Origin of the sequence: Streptomyces sp. NPDC032198, from assembly GCF_040636975.1 — a bacterium.
GTDB lineage: Bacteria > Actinomycetota > Actinomycetes > Streptomycetales > Streptomycetaceae > Streptomyces.
The window spans coordinates 172,820-187,576 of the sequence record NZ_JBEZVL010000009.1 but is presented as its reverse complement, the minus strand read 5'-3'; the positions used below and the strand labels follow the sequence as shown (position 1 = coordinate 187,576).

12 protein-coding genes and 1 tRNA gene are annotated in these 14,757 nt (G+C 71.8%); 5 read left to right on the top strand and 8 right to left on the bottom strand.

Features of this window, described 5'->3' with window-relative positions; translation table 11 throughout:
• The first annotated feature begins 19 nt into the window (after nucleotides 1-19).
• Complete coding sequence (locus AB0E78_RS24670) at nucleotides 20-520, top strand: DUF3830 family protein (protein WP_361836289.1); 501 nt, start codon at nucleotides 20-22, stop codon at nucleotides 518-520.
• Between the two features lie 17 nt (nucleotides 521-537).
• On the opposite strand, the gene AB0E78_RS24665 is transcribed toward AB0E78_RS24670, so the two are convergent.
• Together AB0E78_RS24665 and AB0E78_RS24660 are read right to left on the bottom strand one after the other, a co-directional pair.
• Nucleotides 538-1,941, bottom strand: coding sequence for an amidase (locus AB0E78_RS24665; RefSeq protein ID WP_361836287.1), 1,404 nt, complete (start codon nucleotides 1,939-1,941; stop codon nucleotides 538-540).
• 107 nt (nucleotides 1,942-2,048) lie between these two features.
• On the bottom strand, nucleotides 2,049-3,005 hold the full coding sequence (locus AB0E78_RS24660) for a D-2-hydroxyacid dehydrogenase (RefSeq protein ID WP_361836284.1): 957 nt from the start codon (nucleotides 3,003-3,005) through the stop codon (nucleotides 2,049-2,051).
• 331 nt (nucleotides 3,006-3,336) lie between these two features.
• Here AB0E78_RS24660 and AB0E78_RS24655 point away from each other — a divergent pair, with 331 nt between their 5' ends.
• From AB0E78_RS24655 to AB0E78_RS24645, 3 genes are all read left to right on the top strand, one after another.
• Nucleotides 3,337-4,173 (top strand): decarboxylase, encoded by an 837-nt coding sequence (locus AB0E78_RS24655; RefSeq protein WP_361836281.1) that lies wholly within the window; start codon nucleotides 3,337-3,339, stop codon nucleotides 4,171-4,173.
• A 12-nt stretch (nucleotides 4,174-4,185) separates the two neighbouring features.
• Nucleotides 4,186-4,923 (top strand): decarboxylase, encoded by a 738-nt coding sequence (locus AB0E78_RS24650; RefSeq protein WP_361836278.1) that lies wholly within the window; start codon nucleotides 4,186-4,188, stop codon nucleotides 4,921-4,923.
• 644 nt (nucleotides 4,924-5,567) lie between these two features.
• A complete protein-coding gene (locus AB0E78_RS24645) occupies nucleotides 5,568-6,665 on the top strand; it encodes an LLM class flavin-dependent oxidoreductase (protein WP_361836276.1) in 1,098 nt (365 codons plus the stop codon).
• A gap of 7 nt (nucleotides 6,666-6,672) precedes the next feature.
• Here AB0E78_RS24645 and AB0E78_RS24640 read toward each other — a convergent pair whose 3' ends face one another.
• The gene (locus AB0E78_RS24640; RefSeq protein WP_361836273.1) at nucleotides 6,673-8,478 is read right to left on the bottom strand and encodes an EAL domain-containing protein; all 1,806 of its coding nucleotides are present in this window, start codon (nucleotides 8,476-8,478) and stop codon (nucleotides 6,673-6,675) included.
• Between the two features lie 326 nt (nucleotides 8,479-8,804).
• Here AB0E78_RS24640 and AB0E78_RS24635 point away from each other — a divergent pair, with 326 nt between their 5' ends.
• Nucleotides 8,805-10,085, top strand: coding sequence for a M6 family metalloprotease domain-containing protein (locus AB0E78_RS24635; protein WP_361836270.1), 1,281 nt, complete (start codon nucleotides 8,805-8,807; stop codon nucleotides 10,083-10,085).
• 90 nt (nucleotides 10,086-10,175) lie between these two features.
• Here AB0E78_RS24635 and AB0E78_RS24630 read toward each other — a convergent pair.
• The 5 genes from AB0E78_RS24630 to AB0E78_RS24610 form a co-directional block, all read right to left on the bottom strand.
• Nucleotides 10,176-10,249 (bottom strand) — tRNA-Lys (locus AB0E78_RS24630).
• On the bottom strand, nucleotides 10,240-10,872 hold the full coding sequence (locus tag AB0E78_RS24625; protein WP_361836268.1) for a bifunctional DNA primase/polymerase: 633 nt from the start codon (nucleotides 10,870-10,872) through the stop codon (nucleotides 10,240-10,242). The genes AB0E78_RS24630 and AB0E78_RS24625 overlap by 10 nt, the downstream gene beginning before the upstream one ends.
• Nucleotides 10,873-11,039: 167 nt before the next feature.
• A complete protein-coding gene (locus tag AB0E78_RS24620) occupies nucleotides 11,040-11,405 on the bottom strand; it encodes a hypothetical protein (protein ID WP_361836265.1) in 366 nt (121 codons plus the stop codon).
• Nucleotides 11,406-11,625: 220 nt separating this feature from the next.
• Nucleotides 11,626-13,005 carry an AAA domain-containing protein gene (locus AB0E78_RS24615; protein WP_361836263.1) on the bottom strand — a complete coding sequence of 460 codons (1,380 nt, stop codon included), beginning with the start codon at nucleotides 13,003-13,005 and terminating at the stop codon, nucleotides 11,626-11,628.
• Nucleotides 13,002-14,588, bottom strand: a complete 1,587-nt coding sequence (locus tag AB0E78_RS24610) for a hypothetical protein (protein WP_361836260.1) — start codon at nucleotides 14,586-14,588, stop codon at nucleotides 13,002-13,004. Before AB0E78_RS24610 ends, AB0E78_RS24615 begins: the two co-directional genes overlap by 4 nt.
• Nucleotides 14,589-14,757: the final 169 nt, after the last annotated feature.

Below are 14,757 nucleotides of genomic sequence, written 5' to 3'. Positions count from 1 at the left end.
AGGGAGGAGCATGGGACACATGGCAGACCGATTCATCGAAGTCTCCCTCGCCAAGCGAGGAGTTCAGTGCACGGCAAAGCTGCTCGACGACCGGGCCCCGTTGACCTGCGCGGCGGTGTGGGAGGCGCTTCCGCTCAGCGAGGACGTCTATCACGCGAAGTACGCCCGCAATGAGATCTACGCCCTCTTTCCGGCTTTCGCGGACCGTGAGCCGCCGCTGGAGAACCCGACAGTCACCCCCATTCCCGGTGACCTCTGCTATTTCTCCTTCAACGGGACGCAGTTGGGCACACAGGCTTACGGGTACGAACCGGGCGCCGACGTCAAGGCGGGCGCCACGGTCGTCGACCTCGCCCTCTTCTACGAGCGCAACAACCTGCTGCTCAACGGCGACGTCGGCTGGGTCCCCGGCATCGTCTGGGGTCAGGTGGTCGACGGCCTCGACCGGATGGCCGAGGCCTGCAACGACCTGTGGCGCGGGGGCGCGCAGGGCGAGACGCTGAATTTCCGCAGAGCGTAGGCCCCGGGCTCGTAGGTTCAGTCAAGGGCGGGCGGCGCGATCCTCGCGCTGCCCGCTTCGTACAGCGCGTGCGCGGCCCGCAGGACCATGGCGTCGGCGTGCCGCGCCCCCACGATCTGCACCCCCACGGGCAATCCCTCCCGGTCCACCCCGCAAGGGACAGTCGCGGCCGGCTGCTGCGTCAGGTTGAAGGGGTACGTGAACGGCGTCCAACCCGTCCACCGACGATGGCCGGAACCTTTCGGTACCTCCGCCCCCGCCTCGAACGCGGTGATCGGCAACGTCGGAGTGACCAGCAGGTCGTACGTCTGGTGGAAGCGGCCCATGCGACGGCCCAGCTCCATGCGTACGTCAACTGCAGCAAGGTAGTCGAGCGCGCTGTACCGGGCGCCCTGCGCACAGATCTCGCGCAGCCCGGGATCGAGCAACTCCCGCCGCTCGGGCGGCAGGTGCTGGGTCACCCGGGCCGCGCCGCTGAACCACAGCGTGTGGAAAGCCTCCACCGGGTCCGTGAAGTCGGGGTCTGTCTCCTCGACGTACGCACCCTGAGCGGCAAGGGACTCCACCGCCTGCCGCACCGCCGCGGCGACCGCGGGCCGCACCGCGACCTGGCCGCCGAGTGAGGGTGAGTACGCGATGCGCAGGCCGCGTACGCCGCCTTCGATACCCGTGCGGAAGCTGCCCGCCACCGGACCGAGCTGCGACCAGTCGCGCGGGTCGGGTCCGCTGATGACGTCCATCATCAGGGCCGCGTCCGCCGCGTCCCGCGTCATCGGCCCGACGTGCGCCAGCGTGCCGAACGCGGACGCGGGATACAGCGGCACCCGCCCGTACGTCGGCTTCAGCGCGAAGATCCCGCAGAAGGCACCCGGGATCCGCACCGAGCCGCCGCCGTCCGTGCCGAGCGACAGCGGCGCCGTGCCGAGCGCCACGGCCGCCGCGCTGCCGCCGCTGGAGCCGCCCGCGGTGCGCGAGGTGTCGTACGGATTGCGCGTGATCCCGCTCTGCGGGCTGTCCGTGACGCCCTTCCAGCCGAACTCGGGCGTCGTCGTCTTGCCGATGAACACCGCGCCGTGCTCACGGAGCCGCGCCACCGACGGCGCGTCCTCGTCCCAAGCCCCTTCCGTACGAACGGTCTTCGAGCCCCGCAGCGTCGGGCCCCCGCGCTGCAGCAGGATGTCCTTGACCGAGACGGGAACCCCGTCCAGCAAGCCCTGCGGCTCACCGCTCCGCCACCGCGCGGCGCTCGACTCGGCCTGTGCGAGGGCCTCTTCGCCGTCGATGCGCACGAAGGCGTTCACCGTGGGCTGCACTTCCTCGGCCCTGCGCAGCGCCGCCCGAGTCGCGTCGACCGGACTGAACTCGCCCTTGCGATAGGCGTCGACGAGTTGTACCGCGGTGAGATCCGTGAGCTCGGTCATGCACGCTCCTCAAGGGGGAGGGAAGTGGCTCGCCTCAGGGGGAATCGGCCGGCGAATCGGTCGGCGAACCGACCGGGAAATCGGCCGGCGAATCGGCCGGGGAGTGATCAATTCCCCGGTACATACCCACGTTTCTTGTCGACCACGTTGGCAAGAGGCCGCCCGGCCTCCCACTCCTCGTACAACTCGACGAACTGCGCGCCCAGTTCATCGCGCCAGCCCACCGTGTCACCGCTCATGTGCGGGGACACGATCAGGCCCGGCGCTGTCCACAGCGGGCTGTCCGCCGGCAGCGGCTCGTGCTCGAAGACGTCGAGCGCCGCGCCCGCGATCCACCGCTTCGACAGGGCCGCCGCGAGGTCGTCCTCCACGACGAGTGCGCCGCGCCCGATGTTGATGAAGCGCGCCGACGGCTGCATCATCCCGAAGCGCCGCTCGTCGAACATGCCGCGCGTGTCGTCCGTGAGGGGCGCCGCGCACACCACCCAGTCGGCGCGTGCCATGAGGCGGTCGAGCTCGTCGGGGCCGTGGACGCCGTTGCGCGCGCTGCGCCCCACCAGGGCGGTGATGATCCCGAGGCCCTTCAGCATCCGCACGATGGCGTGTCCGATCGGCCCCGAACCCACGACACACGCGCGCGTACGGGCGACTCGCTGGGTCTCGCGGTGCTGCCAGGTGCGCTCGCCCTGGAGCCGGAGGGTGTGCGGCAGGTCCTTGGCCATGGCCAGGACGAGGGCGGCCACGTACTCGGCGATCGGCTGGTCGAAGACGCCGCGGGCGTTCGTGACCAGCGTGTCGGACTCGGCGAGCGCCGGGCACATGAGCCGGTCCACGCCCGCACTCGCAGTGTGTACCCAGCGCGGGCGCGGGCCCTCACCCGGCCAGGCGAGCCGCACCGCGTCCGAGAGGAAGTCCCAGACCAGCAGCACATCGGCGTGGGGCAGTTGGGCCGCAAGGGTGTCCCCGTCGGCGTGCAGCACCCGAACGCGGCCGGTCAGGCTGCCGAGACGGGGCGGCGGGGCGGGGGACGGGGCGTCAAGGACCAGAACGGTTGTGTCGGACATCGGGGCCTTCGTCGATTCGGAGGTCGATTCGGACATCGAGGAGAAACCGTTTCGCAATGAGAGTCCGCTTCCCTGAGATTCGTGTCGGCCAGAGCCGTCTGAGATGCGCGGATTGACCACGCTCGCACCTGAAACTACCTTCGTCAACAGAGGTGCTCTATCACAAGCACCCCACGACTGAGTACTCTCCGTACTAGGTCATAGCACTCTCTGTAGCGCTTTCTTGGCGCCTTCTGCCCCATCCCGACGTCCCGGCGCGTCGCCGGTTCCGCATCTCCCGGCCCCCGGCCGGTCCCTCCATTGCACGCACGCACGAACTTGGGGCCTGCTCATGGACGTCTCCTTCCTCGGCGGACCACACCCTCAACGCGGTGTAGGTGTCGTCGCCCCTTTCGACTTCGCCCTCGACCGAGAGCTCTGGCGCTGGGTGCCGGACGAGGTCTCCCTCCATCTGACACGCACCCCGTACGTGCCTGTCGAGGTAAGCCTTGACCTGGCACGACTCGTCAGCGAGCACGAGACGCTCGGCGAGGCGGTGCGCGCTCTGAGCGCCGCCGAACCCGAAGTTCTCGCCTACGCCTGCACGTCCGGCAGCTTCGTCGGCGGCATCGCCGGCGAGCGCGCGATGTGCGAGGCCATGCACCGCGAGGGCGCGGTCTCCGCGGTCACCACATCGGGCGCGCTGCTCGAAGCGCTCGAGGATCTGGGCGCGCGGCGCATCGCGCTCGTCACGCCCTACACCTGGTCGGTGACCCAGTCCCTCGAGGAGTACCTGGCCGAATCGGGGGTGTCCGTCACCGGCCGCGCCTACCTGGGCCTGACCAGGCACATCTGGAAAGTGCCGTACAAGGACGTGGCGGAGATGGCGCGGCGCGCGGTGCTCGGCGGGGCCGACGCGCTGTTCATCAGCTGCACCAACCTCGCGACGTACGACGTCATTCCGCAGCTGGAGGCCGAGCTGCGGATGCCGGTGATCTCCGCGAACCAGGTGACGATGTGGTCCGCCCTGCGCCGTCTGGGTACCCATGCGGTAGGGCCCTACCAGGCGCTGATCAATCCCAGCGCCCGGCCGGGTGCGGGTCCGGTCGCCGGGCCCGGCGAACTGCCGGGCGTGGTGCCGCTCGATCCGCCCCAGGGTCTGCCCGAAGGACCACCAACGCTGCCTTGAAGGAGGCTGGAAGTGACCGCACTTGGTTTCCTCTATCCGGGTCACTCGGCTGAGGACGACTACCCCCGCATGGAGCAGATGCTGGGGAGTGATGTCCGGCTGCAGGTCGTCCACACCGACATCGGCGAGGACGCGCACCGGGTCGACGCGCTCCTGGAGATGGGATCGACCGAACGGCTCGCCGCCGGGGTCGAGGAGCTGCGCCTGTCCGGCGCGGACGCGGTGGTGTGGGCCTGCACCAGCGCGAGCTTCGTCTTCGGCTGGGAGGGCGCGCACGACCAGGTCCGGTCCCTGGCCCGGACGGCGGGCCTCCCGGCGTCCAGTACGTCCTTCGCGTTCGCCCACGCGGTACGTGAGGTGGGCGCGAGCAGGGTCGCTGTCGCCGCGACGTATCCGGAGGACGTGGCCGGGCTCTTCGCGTCGTTCCTGAAGGCGGCCGGCGTGGAGGTCGTCTCGACCCAGGGGAGCGGCATCATCACGGCCGCGGAGGTCGGTACGTGGGGCTGGGAGGAGGTCCTGGCCATGGCCCGCGCGGGCGACCACCCCGATGCGGAGGCGCTCCTGCTTCCCGATACGGCGCTGCATACGGCCGCGTACGTCCATGACCTGGAGCAGGACCTCGGCAAACCGGTCCTGACGGCGAACCAGGTCACGGTCTGGGAGGCGCTGCGGCTGGCGTCCCGCCGGGTGAACGCTCCGTCCCTGGGTGCACTGTTCACCAAGGAACCGGTGGTGCAGGTGCGGGAGTAGTTGCTGGGGTGCGTGCGGGACCGCGTCGCCGGGCGCGGGTGCTTGCCGGTGCGGTGCGGTGCCGTCTGTGTGTGGGTGCGGTGCCGCGCCGGTATGTCCGTCCTCGCTATCGTCCGGTGGCCGCGGGGCTGCTTCGGGGCTGGAGTGCCGCGAGCTGTGCTCCGGGCGGACATACCGGCACGTCCCCTCGCGTGCGTCGCCGACTGGGGGAGCGCGCGGGCAGCGGGGCTGACCGGTCGTGGGTGCGGTGCCGCGCCGGTATGTCCGTCCTCGCTATCGTCCGGTGGCCGCGGAGCTGCTTCGGGGGTGGAGTGCCGCGAGCCGTGCTCCGGGCGGACATACCGGCACGTCCCCTCGCGTGCGTCGCCGACTGCGGCCCATCGTTGGCTGATCGATGGCACTGCCGGGCAATCGGGTGGGCGGGCGGGAAAAGCTTGTTCGTTGAGGGGGAGGCTGCGGGGTGATCGGGCGGGTGGGTGGGGAAGGCCTGTTCGGGTAGAGGTGGAGGCGGGGGATCACGTCCGTGGGGAGAGGGGGTCGTACGTTCAAGGGAACCCCGCGGGAATAAAGCGGAGCCTGCCTCCTGTTGGACCGCGGCGTAAGGAGTACCGCACAAGCACCGCGCAGCAGGAGGCAGGACCCCCGTGACAGTGGACCCGAGCGACGACATCCGCGGCGAGCGGCACGGCAGCGCGCCCGTCCCGCTCTCCGTGCTCGACCTGGTGACCGTGGGCGCGGGGCGGACCGCCACCGACGCCCTGCGTAAGAGCGTGGAGATCGCCAAGCTGGCGGAGGGCCGCGGCTACCACCGCTACTGGGTGGCCGAGCACCACTCCATGCCGGGCGTGGCCTCCTCGTCCCCGGCGGTCATCCTGGCCCACCTCGCCGCGCACACCGAGCGCATCCGCCTGGGCTCGGGCGGCGTCATGCTGCCCAACCACGCCCCCCTCGTCATCGCGGAGCAGTTCGGCACCCTGGAGGCCATGGCCCCGGGCCGCGTCGACCTGGGCCTGGGCCGTGCCCCGGGCACGGACGGCGCCACCGCCGCCGCGCTCCGCAGGACGGACCGCCTCAACGAAGGCGCCGACGACTTCCCCCAGCAGCTCGCCGAGCTCACCCGCTTCCTGGACGACGATTTCCCCGACGGCCACCCGTACAGCCGTATCCACGCCGTCCCCGGCCCGGTCCAGGCCACCTCGCCCGGCGGCGTGCAGTCCCCGCACCGCCCGCCCCTGTGGCTGCTCGGTTCCTCCGGGTTCAGCGCCCGCCTCGCGGGAGTCCTCGGCCTGCCCTTCGCCTTCGCGCACCACTTCTCCGCGCAGAACACGATCCCGGCGCTCGACCTCTACCGGGAGTCGTTCAAGCCCTCCGCCGTCCTCGACGCCCCGTACGCCCTCATCGGCGTATCGGCCCTGGCGACCGACGACGAGAAGGAGGCCCGGCGCCAGGTCCTCGCCGCCGCGCTGAACATGGTCCGGCTGCGCACCGGGAAGCCGGGTCTCGTCCCGACTCCCGAGGAGGCGGAGGCGTACGAATTCAGCGAGATGGAGCGGGAGTTCGTCGGCAGCTGGAACTCCAACGTCATCCACGGCACCGCCGACCAGGTCCGCACCGGCCTCGACGACCTCGCCAAGCGCACCGGCGCCGACGAGCTGATGATCACCGCCAACGCGCACAGCGGTGAAGTGCGGCTGCGTTCCTATGAGTTGATCGCGGACGCCTACGGGCTGCCCACCGCGTAGCCGCCGGTCAGCCGGCCGCGAGCAGCGCGGAGATACGATCCGGCGTCACCGGGCGGGAGTACAGCCACCCCTGCCCGGTGTCGCAGCCGATCCGCCGCAGCCGCGTCGCCTGCGACGTGGTCTCCACGCACTCCGCGGTGACGGTCAGACCGAGCCGGTGCGCGAGTTGCACCAGGGCCTCGACGATGACCTCGTCCGCGGGGTTGATGTGTGCCTCGCCGGCCTCCGCGTCGTACTGGAACCCCCGTACGAACGAGCCGTCCAGCTTCAGGACGGACACCGGGAGCCGGCTCAGGTACGCCAGGTTCGAGTACCCCGTGCCGAAGTCGTCGATGGCGATCCGCACCCCCATGTCGCTGAGCGACTGGAGGGCCTGCAGCGGGCGTCCCGCCGAGCCCATCACCGCCGACTCGGTGAGTTCGAGCTGGAGCAGCTCGGGGGCGAGGCCCGTCTCGGCGAGGATCTCCGCGACGTCGGCCACCAGGTCCGAGTCCCACACCTGCCGCACCGCGACGTTGACGCTCACGAAGACCGGCGGCCGGTCCGGGTGGTCGAGCTGCCACTGCCGGGCCTGGCGGCACGCCGTCCGCAGCACCCAGCGGCCCAACTGCACGATCGAACCGTCCTCTTCGGCCAATCCGATGAACCGATTCGGCGTCAGCAGGCCGAAGCGCGGATGCTGCCACCGCACGAGTGCCTCGACCCCGCGCAGGCCGCCGTCCTCCAGACGCACCAACGGCTGGTAGTCCAGCAGGAATTCACCGCGCTCGACGGCCGGGCGCAGTGAACTCGACAGCGTCTGGCGGGTCATGCGGTGGGCGTTGCGCTCGGGGTCGAAGAGCGTCCAGCGTGCCTTGCCGTCCGACTTCGCCCAGTAGAGCGTCGTGTCGGCCGCCTGCATCAGGCAGGTCGTCGTGGTCCCCGCGGCGCGCCGCTCCACGACGCCGATCGAGGCCGACACGGAGAGCCGCTGGCCCGCCAGGTCGAAGGGGTCCTGCAGCGCCTTGAGCGCCGTGTCGGCGAGGTCGGCCAGCTGGTCGGTGCCCGTCGAGTCCTCCACGAGCAGCGCGAACTCGTCGCCGCCGAGCCGTGCGACCAGCGGCGCCGCCGCCCTGCCGTGACCCGCCTCGTCCGCGCACCGCGTGAGCCGCTCCGCGACGGCCGCGAGCAGCCGGTCGCCGACCCGGTGGCCGAGGGTGTCGTTGACCGCCTTGAACCCGTCGAGGTCCAGATAGCAGAGGCCGATCCGGCCGGTGCCCGTGTCGTCGTACGCACCCGCTTCGAGCGCGGCGGCCAGGCGTTCGAAGAACAGGCTGCGGTTGGGCAGCCGGGTCACGGGATCGTGCATCTGCAGATGCCGCAGCCGGGCCTGGAGCTCGCGGCGTGCGCTGATGTCGGTGGCGGCGAGCAGCACCGTGCGCCCGCCGGGCATCGGCGAGACGGTGACCTGGACCCACAGCGAGTGCCCGTCGGGATGTTTCAGGCGCCGGGTGCAGCGCAGCTTCGCCTGGCGGCCGCGGAGCACCTCGCGGTACGCGTGCCAGGTGCGTGCGTCCGACGCGAGGTCCACCAGATCGGCGGCGAGCCGTCCCGTGAGCTCGTCCGGGGCCGCGCCGAGCAGCTCGGCGAGTGCGTCGTTGGCATCGATGACGAGACCCTCGCCGTCCACGACGCCGAGGGCGATCGGGGCGGCGGCGAATGCGGCCCGATGATCGGGCCGTCGCCCCGGATGGCTACGCTCCGTAAGGGGCGCCCTGGCGAGGTCGGGTGCTGTGACCGCTGTGGGCGCTTGGCCTTCAGACGTTCCGTTCACCACTTGCTCCCGCAGTGCAGTTGTTCGGCGAGGCCGGGCCCGCGCAGGAAAGTGTGCCGATCATAGGGGCTGGCCCGACGGCGCATCCAGCCACAAGGGGGTGCCGCGTGGCGGCCGTGCAGGGCATAGGACAGGTGCATGCCCGGCACGGATGTGGCACCCACCCGGCGGCAGATCGTTTCTGCTCGCCCGTGTACTGCTTCCTTTACGCCTCAATCTGCCCGGCGACAACTTGTGACGTTCCGTGAGCACTCCAGAGTGGCGCATCACCCGACCGGGTCAGACAAACAGGGCATTTCTCTAAAAAGACGCACAGGGTGGGTGGGATGCCCCGCAATCCGCACCCGGAGGTCGACGTGCCGCGTCAGCTACCCCCCTGGGGACTCACCCGTGGAGGGGAGAGACCCCGGTTGCGCAGCACGGCCGCCGCCCTCACGTCCCTGACCGCGCTTGCCGCCACGGGGCTCGTCGCGGGCCCCGCGGTCGGCCAGACCTCGGCGGTCCCCTGCGCGCTCCAGCGCACCCCGGCGCATCACTCGGAGGGCCTCGACTCCTGGAACGGCGCCTATCCGCGCCCCCATCGGACCCTCGACGCGGTGATGGTCTTCCTCTCCTTCCCCGACTCCCCGCCCCAGGTGTCCCCCGGGGAACTCGCGGCCGACTACTTCCCCGCCACCAGTCAGTTCTTCGACCAGGCCTCCTACGGCAAGTTCACCCTGCGCCCGCACCCGCAGCGCGAGTGGGTCGAGATGCCGGACGACTCCACCTCGTACGCCATACAGCGCGACTGGAACGCCGCCCGGCGCAGTGCCTATCTGCGGGACGCGGTGACGGCGGCCGATCGGCAGGTCGACTTCTCGCGGTACGACGTCGTCTACTTCGTCGCCGACCCGGACGCGCCCGGCGTCGACTCGGACGCGACGAAGGTCGTCAACTTCGACCGGCCGATGCGGGCCGACGGCGCGGACATCAAGCGCATCGTCACGGTCTTCGAGCGGCATCCGCCGGACCGCAACGTCCTCGCCCACGAGACCGGCCATGTCTTCGACCTGCCCGACCTCTACCACCGGCCGACGGACGGCAAGGGCGACTGGGACACGCACGTCGGTGACTGGGACGTCATGGGCAGCCAGTTCGGGCTCTCGCCCGACCTCTTCGGCTGGCACAAGTGGAAGCTCGGCTGGCTCGACCGGCGGCAGGTGGCGTGCGTGGAGGGCAAGGGGCGGCGGCTGACCCTGGAGCCGCTGTCGACGCGGCCCGCGCGCGGGGGCTTCGGCGGCACCAAGCTGGCGGTCGTCCGCACGGGGCGCGGCAGCGCGATCGCCATCGAGGCGCGCGGCGCGGCGGGCATCGACCGTGCGACGTGCCGGGAGGGGGTGCTCGTCTACCGCGTACGCAACGAGGCACCGTCCGGCGGTGGCCCGGTCGAGGTGCTCGACGCCCACCCGGGCTCGGAGGCGTGCTGGGGCGGCTCGGTGTATCCGCCGCTCGCGGACGCGCCGGTGGGGGCGGGGGAGAGCTTCACGGTCCCGGACGAGGACGTGCGCGTCGAGGTCGAGGGACGGACGGCGACGGGGGCGTGGACGGTGAACGTGTCGGTGGGCTGAGGCCCGCGGTGGTGTGCCGGTGCCGGGCAGGAAGCCGGTGCCGGGCATGAAAGAAGCCCCCCGCTTGCGCGAGGGGCTTCTTTCTGTCTGTGCGCCGCCAGGGACTCGAACCCCGGACCCGCTGATTAAGAGTCAGCTGCTCTAACCAACTGAGCTAGCGGCGCCTGCTGACGTCGTAGACCTTAGCATCCTGATCGCCGCCAGGAAAAATCGATATACGGACCGCGGAGCCCGCTGCCGCACGGGCCGCGCGGACGCAGGCCCAGAGCACGACCTCGGGCCCGGGAAGCCAGGGATGGCGGGCATCGGGGGCCACCAGCCAGCGCGATTCGAGGTGCCCCTCAAGGCGGCTGGAGGGCACGCTTCCGCGGGTTTCCGCGGCGATCGGCGGCACCGTCACGGCGTCTCCCATGCCGTGGCAGAGGACGCCGGGGACGGCTCGGCCCCACTCCTCCCACTCCAGGAGCGCGGGCAGGCGCTGGGCGGTCCCGGGGGCGGCGAAGAGCAGCATGCGGCCGCGGTGCGCGGCGACGGGGCCCGAGCCGGGGCCTTCGCCCCATAAGCGGTCGAGCATCCGCCGGCCGAAGACCGCGGGGACGCTCACCACGTCGAAGACGGAGCCGCAGGGGAGGACGGCGGGGGCGGTGGGGCGGCTGCGCCAGTGCGCGAGCGCGCTGCGCGGATACGTTTCCGCGGAGGCGAGCCAGGCGGCTCCCTCGGGGGTGACGTCGCAGATGTCCTGGACGCTGGCGGGGGCGGGATCCGGGTGGAGACGCGTGCTGCTCATGGCGACTACATCTACCGGTAGTGAGGGTTCCATTTCTGAGAGTTGCCAGAAACCGGGACAACAGTGGGGAGGGGGGAGTACCTTGCCCTCGGGGCATATGCCCCGTGATCTTCTCCAGGGGCCTGGAGGCCTCCGCGCTCCCGCCCGGCGGCCCCTTCCCGGGGCCCTCAGGCTTCCGGCCCGCCGCCGCCCGTACCGGCCCCGCGCAGGAGCTCCCGGCCGAACTCGACCATCTTCTTCGCGTAGTCCTCGGTCCACTGCGCGCGCTCGGCGATCACGGCGGGCGTCAGCCGGTCGAAGCGCCGGGGGTCGGCGAGCTGGGCCGCGGCGATCGCCTGGAACTCGACCGCCCGGTCCGTCGCGGCACGGAACGCGTGGGTCAGCTCGGTGGCGCGGGCCAGGAGCTCCCGGGGGTCCTCCATCGACTCCAGGTCGAAGAAGTGCTCGGGGTCGGCGACGGCTTCCGCGGGCTCGAAGAGCAGGGGCGCGGGTCGCAGACGCTGCTCGGTACGGGTCCGATCGGGCTCCGCCATGGTTCTTCCTCCTCGTACGGTTTCCGGCCGTGGGGCCGTCTTCCATTGTCCCTTGCCGCGCAAGGGGGCCACGGGCCCAGGGACGCCACGCGACACGGTGTTCGGCGAGGCGGGCCAGTACCGCGTGATTCGCCTCCCAGCCGTCCGGGGCTGTTTTCTTTGTCCGCCTCCGGCGGTGTGCCGGACTCCGTCCGGCGTTGGGTGGGTGTCTTGGCGGTGGTCATGGACGCCACGCCACACGGTGTTCCGCGAGCCGGGCCAGTACCGCGTGATTCGCCTCCCAGCCGTCCGGGAACTTCACCGTGACGCCCAGCTGGACCGGTTCCGTGGACGGGTGGTCGTCGAGGAGTTCGCTGACGCCCGCGCGGCAGATCACGATGCAGGCGTGCCGGTGGCGGGACGCCAGGACGCAGAGACGGCCCGTCTCCAGGTGGAACGCGGTGGCGTCCGGGCGGCCGGAGAGCGGGTGCAGGACCACCGTCACGTCGAACTCGCGGCCCTGCAGCCGGTTGGCGGTGTCCACCGTGACATCCGTGACGCCCAGCCCCGCGAGGGCCGCGCGCACCGCCGCCGCCTGGTCGCGGTGGGCGGTGCCGACGGCGATCCTGTCGGCCGTCAGGGGAGTGGGGTCCGGGCCGCGCTCCGACGTGGCGGCGCCGCCACGGTCCAGGAGGCGCCGGACGACCTGGGCCACCGCGCGTACGGCCTCGGGGTCGGTGCGCGGCGTGTTCCGCGCGGGCAGTTCGAGCAGGCCCCAGCCCGACTCCGCCGCCTCGTCGATCACCCGGTCCGGGCCCGAACCGTCCGACGGCACACCGAAGCCGAGGCGCCGGTCGCCGTGGTCCGTGCCGCTGCGGAAGGGCGTGTACGGATAGAACGCGGCCGAGACCAGCGGGGCCGCCGACGCCGGGAGCCGCCAGGACACCGGGAGCCGGTGCTGGGGCAGTTCGGGATTGTGCGCGAGCAGGGTCGTCACGGCGCTCACCGACGGGTCGTACGCCAGTCCGGCCCACTGCTCGGCGCCCACGATCGAGAACGGGTCGAGCTGGCCGGGATCGCCCACGAACAGGGCGCGCTCGAAGAGTCCCGCCACGGCGAGCAGCGCGTCCGAGCGCATTTGGTACGCCTCGTCCACGATCGCGTGCCGCCAGGGCGCATCCAGCTTGTCGGCATCGACGTGCGCCCACTTCGCGGCGGTCGACACGACGACGTCGAGCCCGGCGAGATCGGCGGCCTTCGTGGACGTACGCACGGCGGGCAGGTCGTCGAGTGCCTTGTCGTACGCGTCCGGGTCACTGCTGTGCAGGCGGCCGACCGGCAGCTCGGGGTCCTTCTCGGCGAGGCGCAGCACCAGGTCGTCGACCTGCGCGTTCGTCTGCGCGATCACCATCAGCGGGCGTCCCGCCGCGGCCAGTTCGCGGGCCGCGCGGACCACAAGGGTCGACTTGCCGGCGCCGGGCGGTGAGTCGACGACGACGCCGCGGTGCGCGCTGTGCAGCGTGTCGTGCAGGATCGCGTCCGTGGCACGGGTGGCCGCGGCGCCCGGGTCGAAGGAAGCACGGTCGTGGGGGGCACGGTCGAAGGGGGCGGTCGGACTCACAGGGTGTCCTCCGGCGTCACGGGGTCAGGGCGCTCGGCGGCGTCTCCCGGCGGGCCGCCGTGGGTCCAGGGAGTCGCCTCGGGGTCGGGCAGCTTGGCGCCACCGCGCTGCTCATGCTCGAAGAGCGTCCAGCAGATCCGGTCGCCCTTCTCCGGCACGGAACCCTGCTCGGGCTCCTTGCCGCGGCCCATCTTGTCGGTGATGCGCAGGACGACGGTTCCTTCACCCTCGTACGTGACGAACTCGGCCGTCTGCGGCTTGCCCTGGAGCGAGCGGTACACCTTCGCGCGCTCGGCCAGGTGCGGGTGGTCGTCCGTGCGGACGGTGACCAGGGGGCGCGGCCTCGGGCTCTTGCTCTCGCTGTACGCCATGACCACCTCGGTCACCTCACCGGCGAATGCCTCGCCCGCGAGCCGGCGGCCCGCCATCACCAAGGGGTCGTCGAGGGCTTCCTGGGCGTCGAGCCTGGCCTGCTCGCGCTCGCGCGTGGCGAGCTTGTTCGCCGCCGTCACCGCGTCGTCGATGCGGGGCTGCGGGGGTTCGCCCGCCGTCACCCGGTCCCGGTGACCGGTGAACGACCAGCGGTCGCGGGTCCAGCGGTCGGTGGCGTGCGGGGCCTCCGGAAGCGTGCAGAGCGCGTCGAGGCCGCGCCACACCGCGTCCCAGGTGGGGCGGGTCCTGCTCTCGATCAGGGAACGGATCTCCCGCTCGGCCGTGGCCAGTTCGGCGAGGCGGGCGTCCGCCTGGATGCCGTCCTCGGCGGTGGCGAGGGCGCCGCGCGCGCGGTCGTGACGCTCGATGGCCGGGGCGAGCAGGCGGTTGTCGAACGCGGGGTCCGTGGCGGGGCCCGCGGGCGGGCAGAGCAGCTGGCCGTCCCTGTCCCGCGCCAGCTCGGCGCGGAGCGCGGCGTCGGCCCCCGACGTTCCCTCCGGGGCCTCGATCCAGGCGAGCAGGGCGCCGAGGTGCTGGTCCTCCAGGCTGGACTGGCCGGTGGCCCAGTGCCGGGAGAGCAGTTCGGTCATGGCGACCAGGAGGGCGGAGCCGGGGACCCGGGCCCGCTCCCCGAAGTGCGTCAGCCAGCGGCCCAGGAGCGGGACGCGGGGCGGCGCGGGATACGGGGTCTCCGGGTCCTGCTCGGCGGTGCGGCGGAAGCGGGTGGAGCGGCCGATGAGCCGTACGAAGTCGATGCCGGCGCGGCTCGGGACGATCAGCTGCGGGGCGTCCGCGCAGAGTTCGACCTCCACCTTGACGCGCTTGCCGGTCTCCGGATCCGTCTCGCTGCGTTCCGCCGCCTCGACGTCGTCCGCGAAGGAGTCGACGTACTCCAGGACGGTGTCCGCGAGCTGGGCGAGGAAGGTGAAGCGGAGGTCGCGGTCGCGGGGCTGCGGTACGACCAGGATGCGGGGCGAGGTGCGCTCCGTCCCGACGAGCGCGCCGAGCGGAGCACCGGCCTCACCCGCGGTGATGAGGGGGACGAGGACGAGGGGTCGCTGGGAGAGGTGGCGATGCCGGACCGTTGCTCTCGGCTGGGCACGACCACTGGCCACCGCTTCCAGGCGAGCGAGATTATCGATCAACGACACCGGTCAGCCCTCCCGTGCGGGCCGCGCCCGCTTGCCCGGCCACTCCGCGTCGAATTCTCCCCACTCACCCAGCGGATCACCCGGCAGCGAGAGGGCAAGCGGCGAACGGTCACCGGAAAGCTCCAGAACAGGTGGGTGGGCGGGAAAAGAACACCCACCGCGGGTCGCC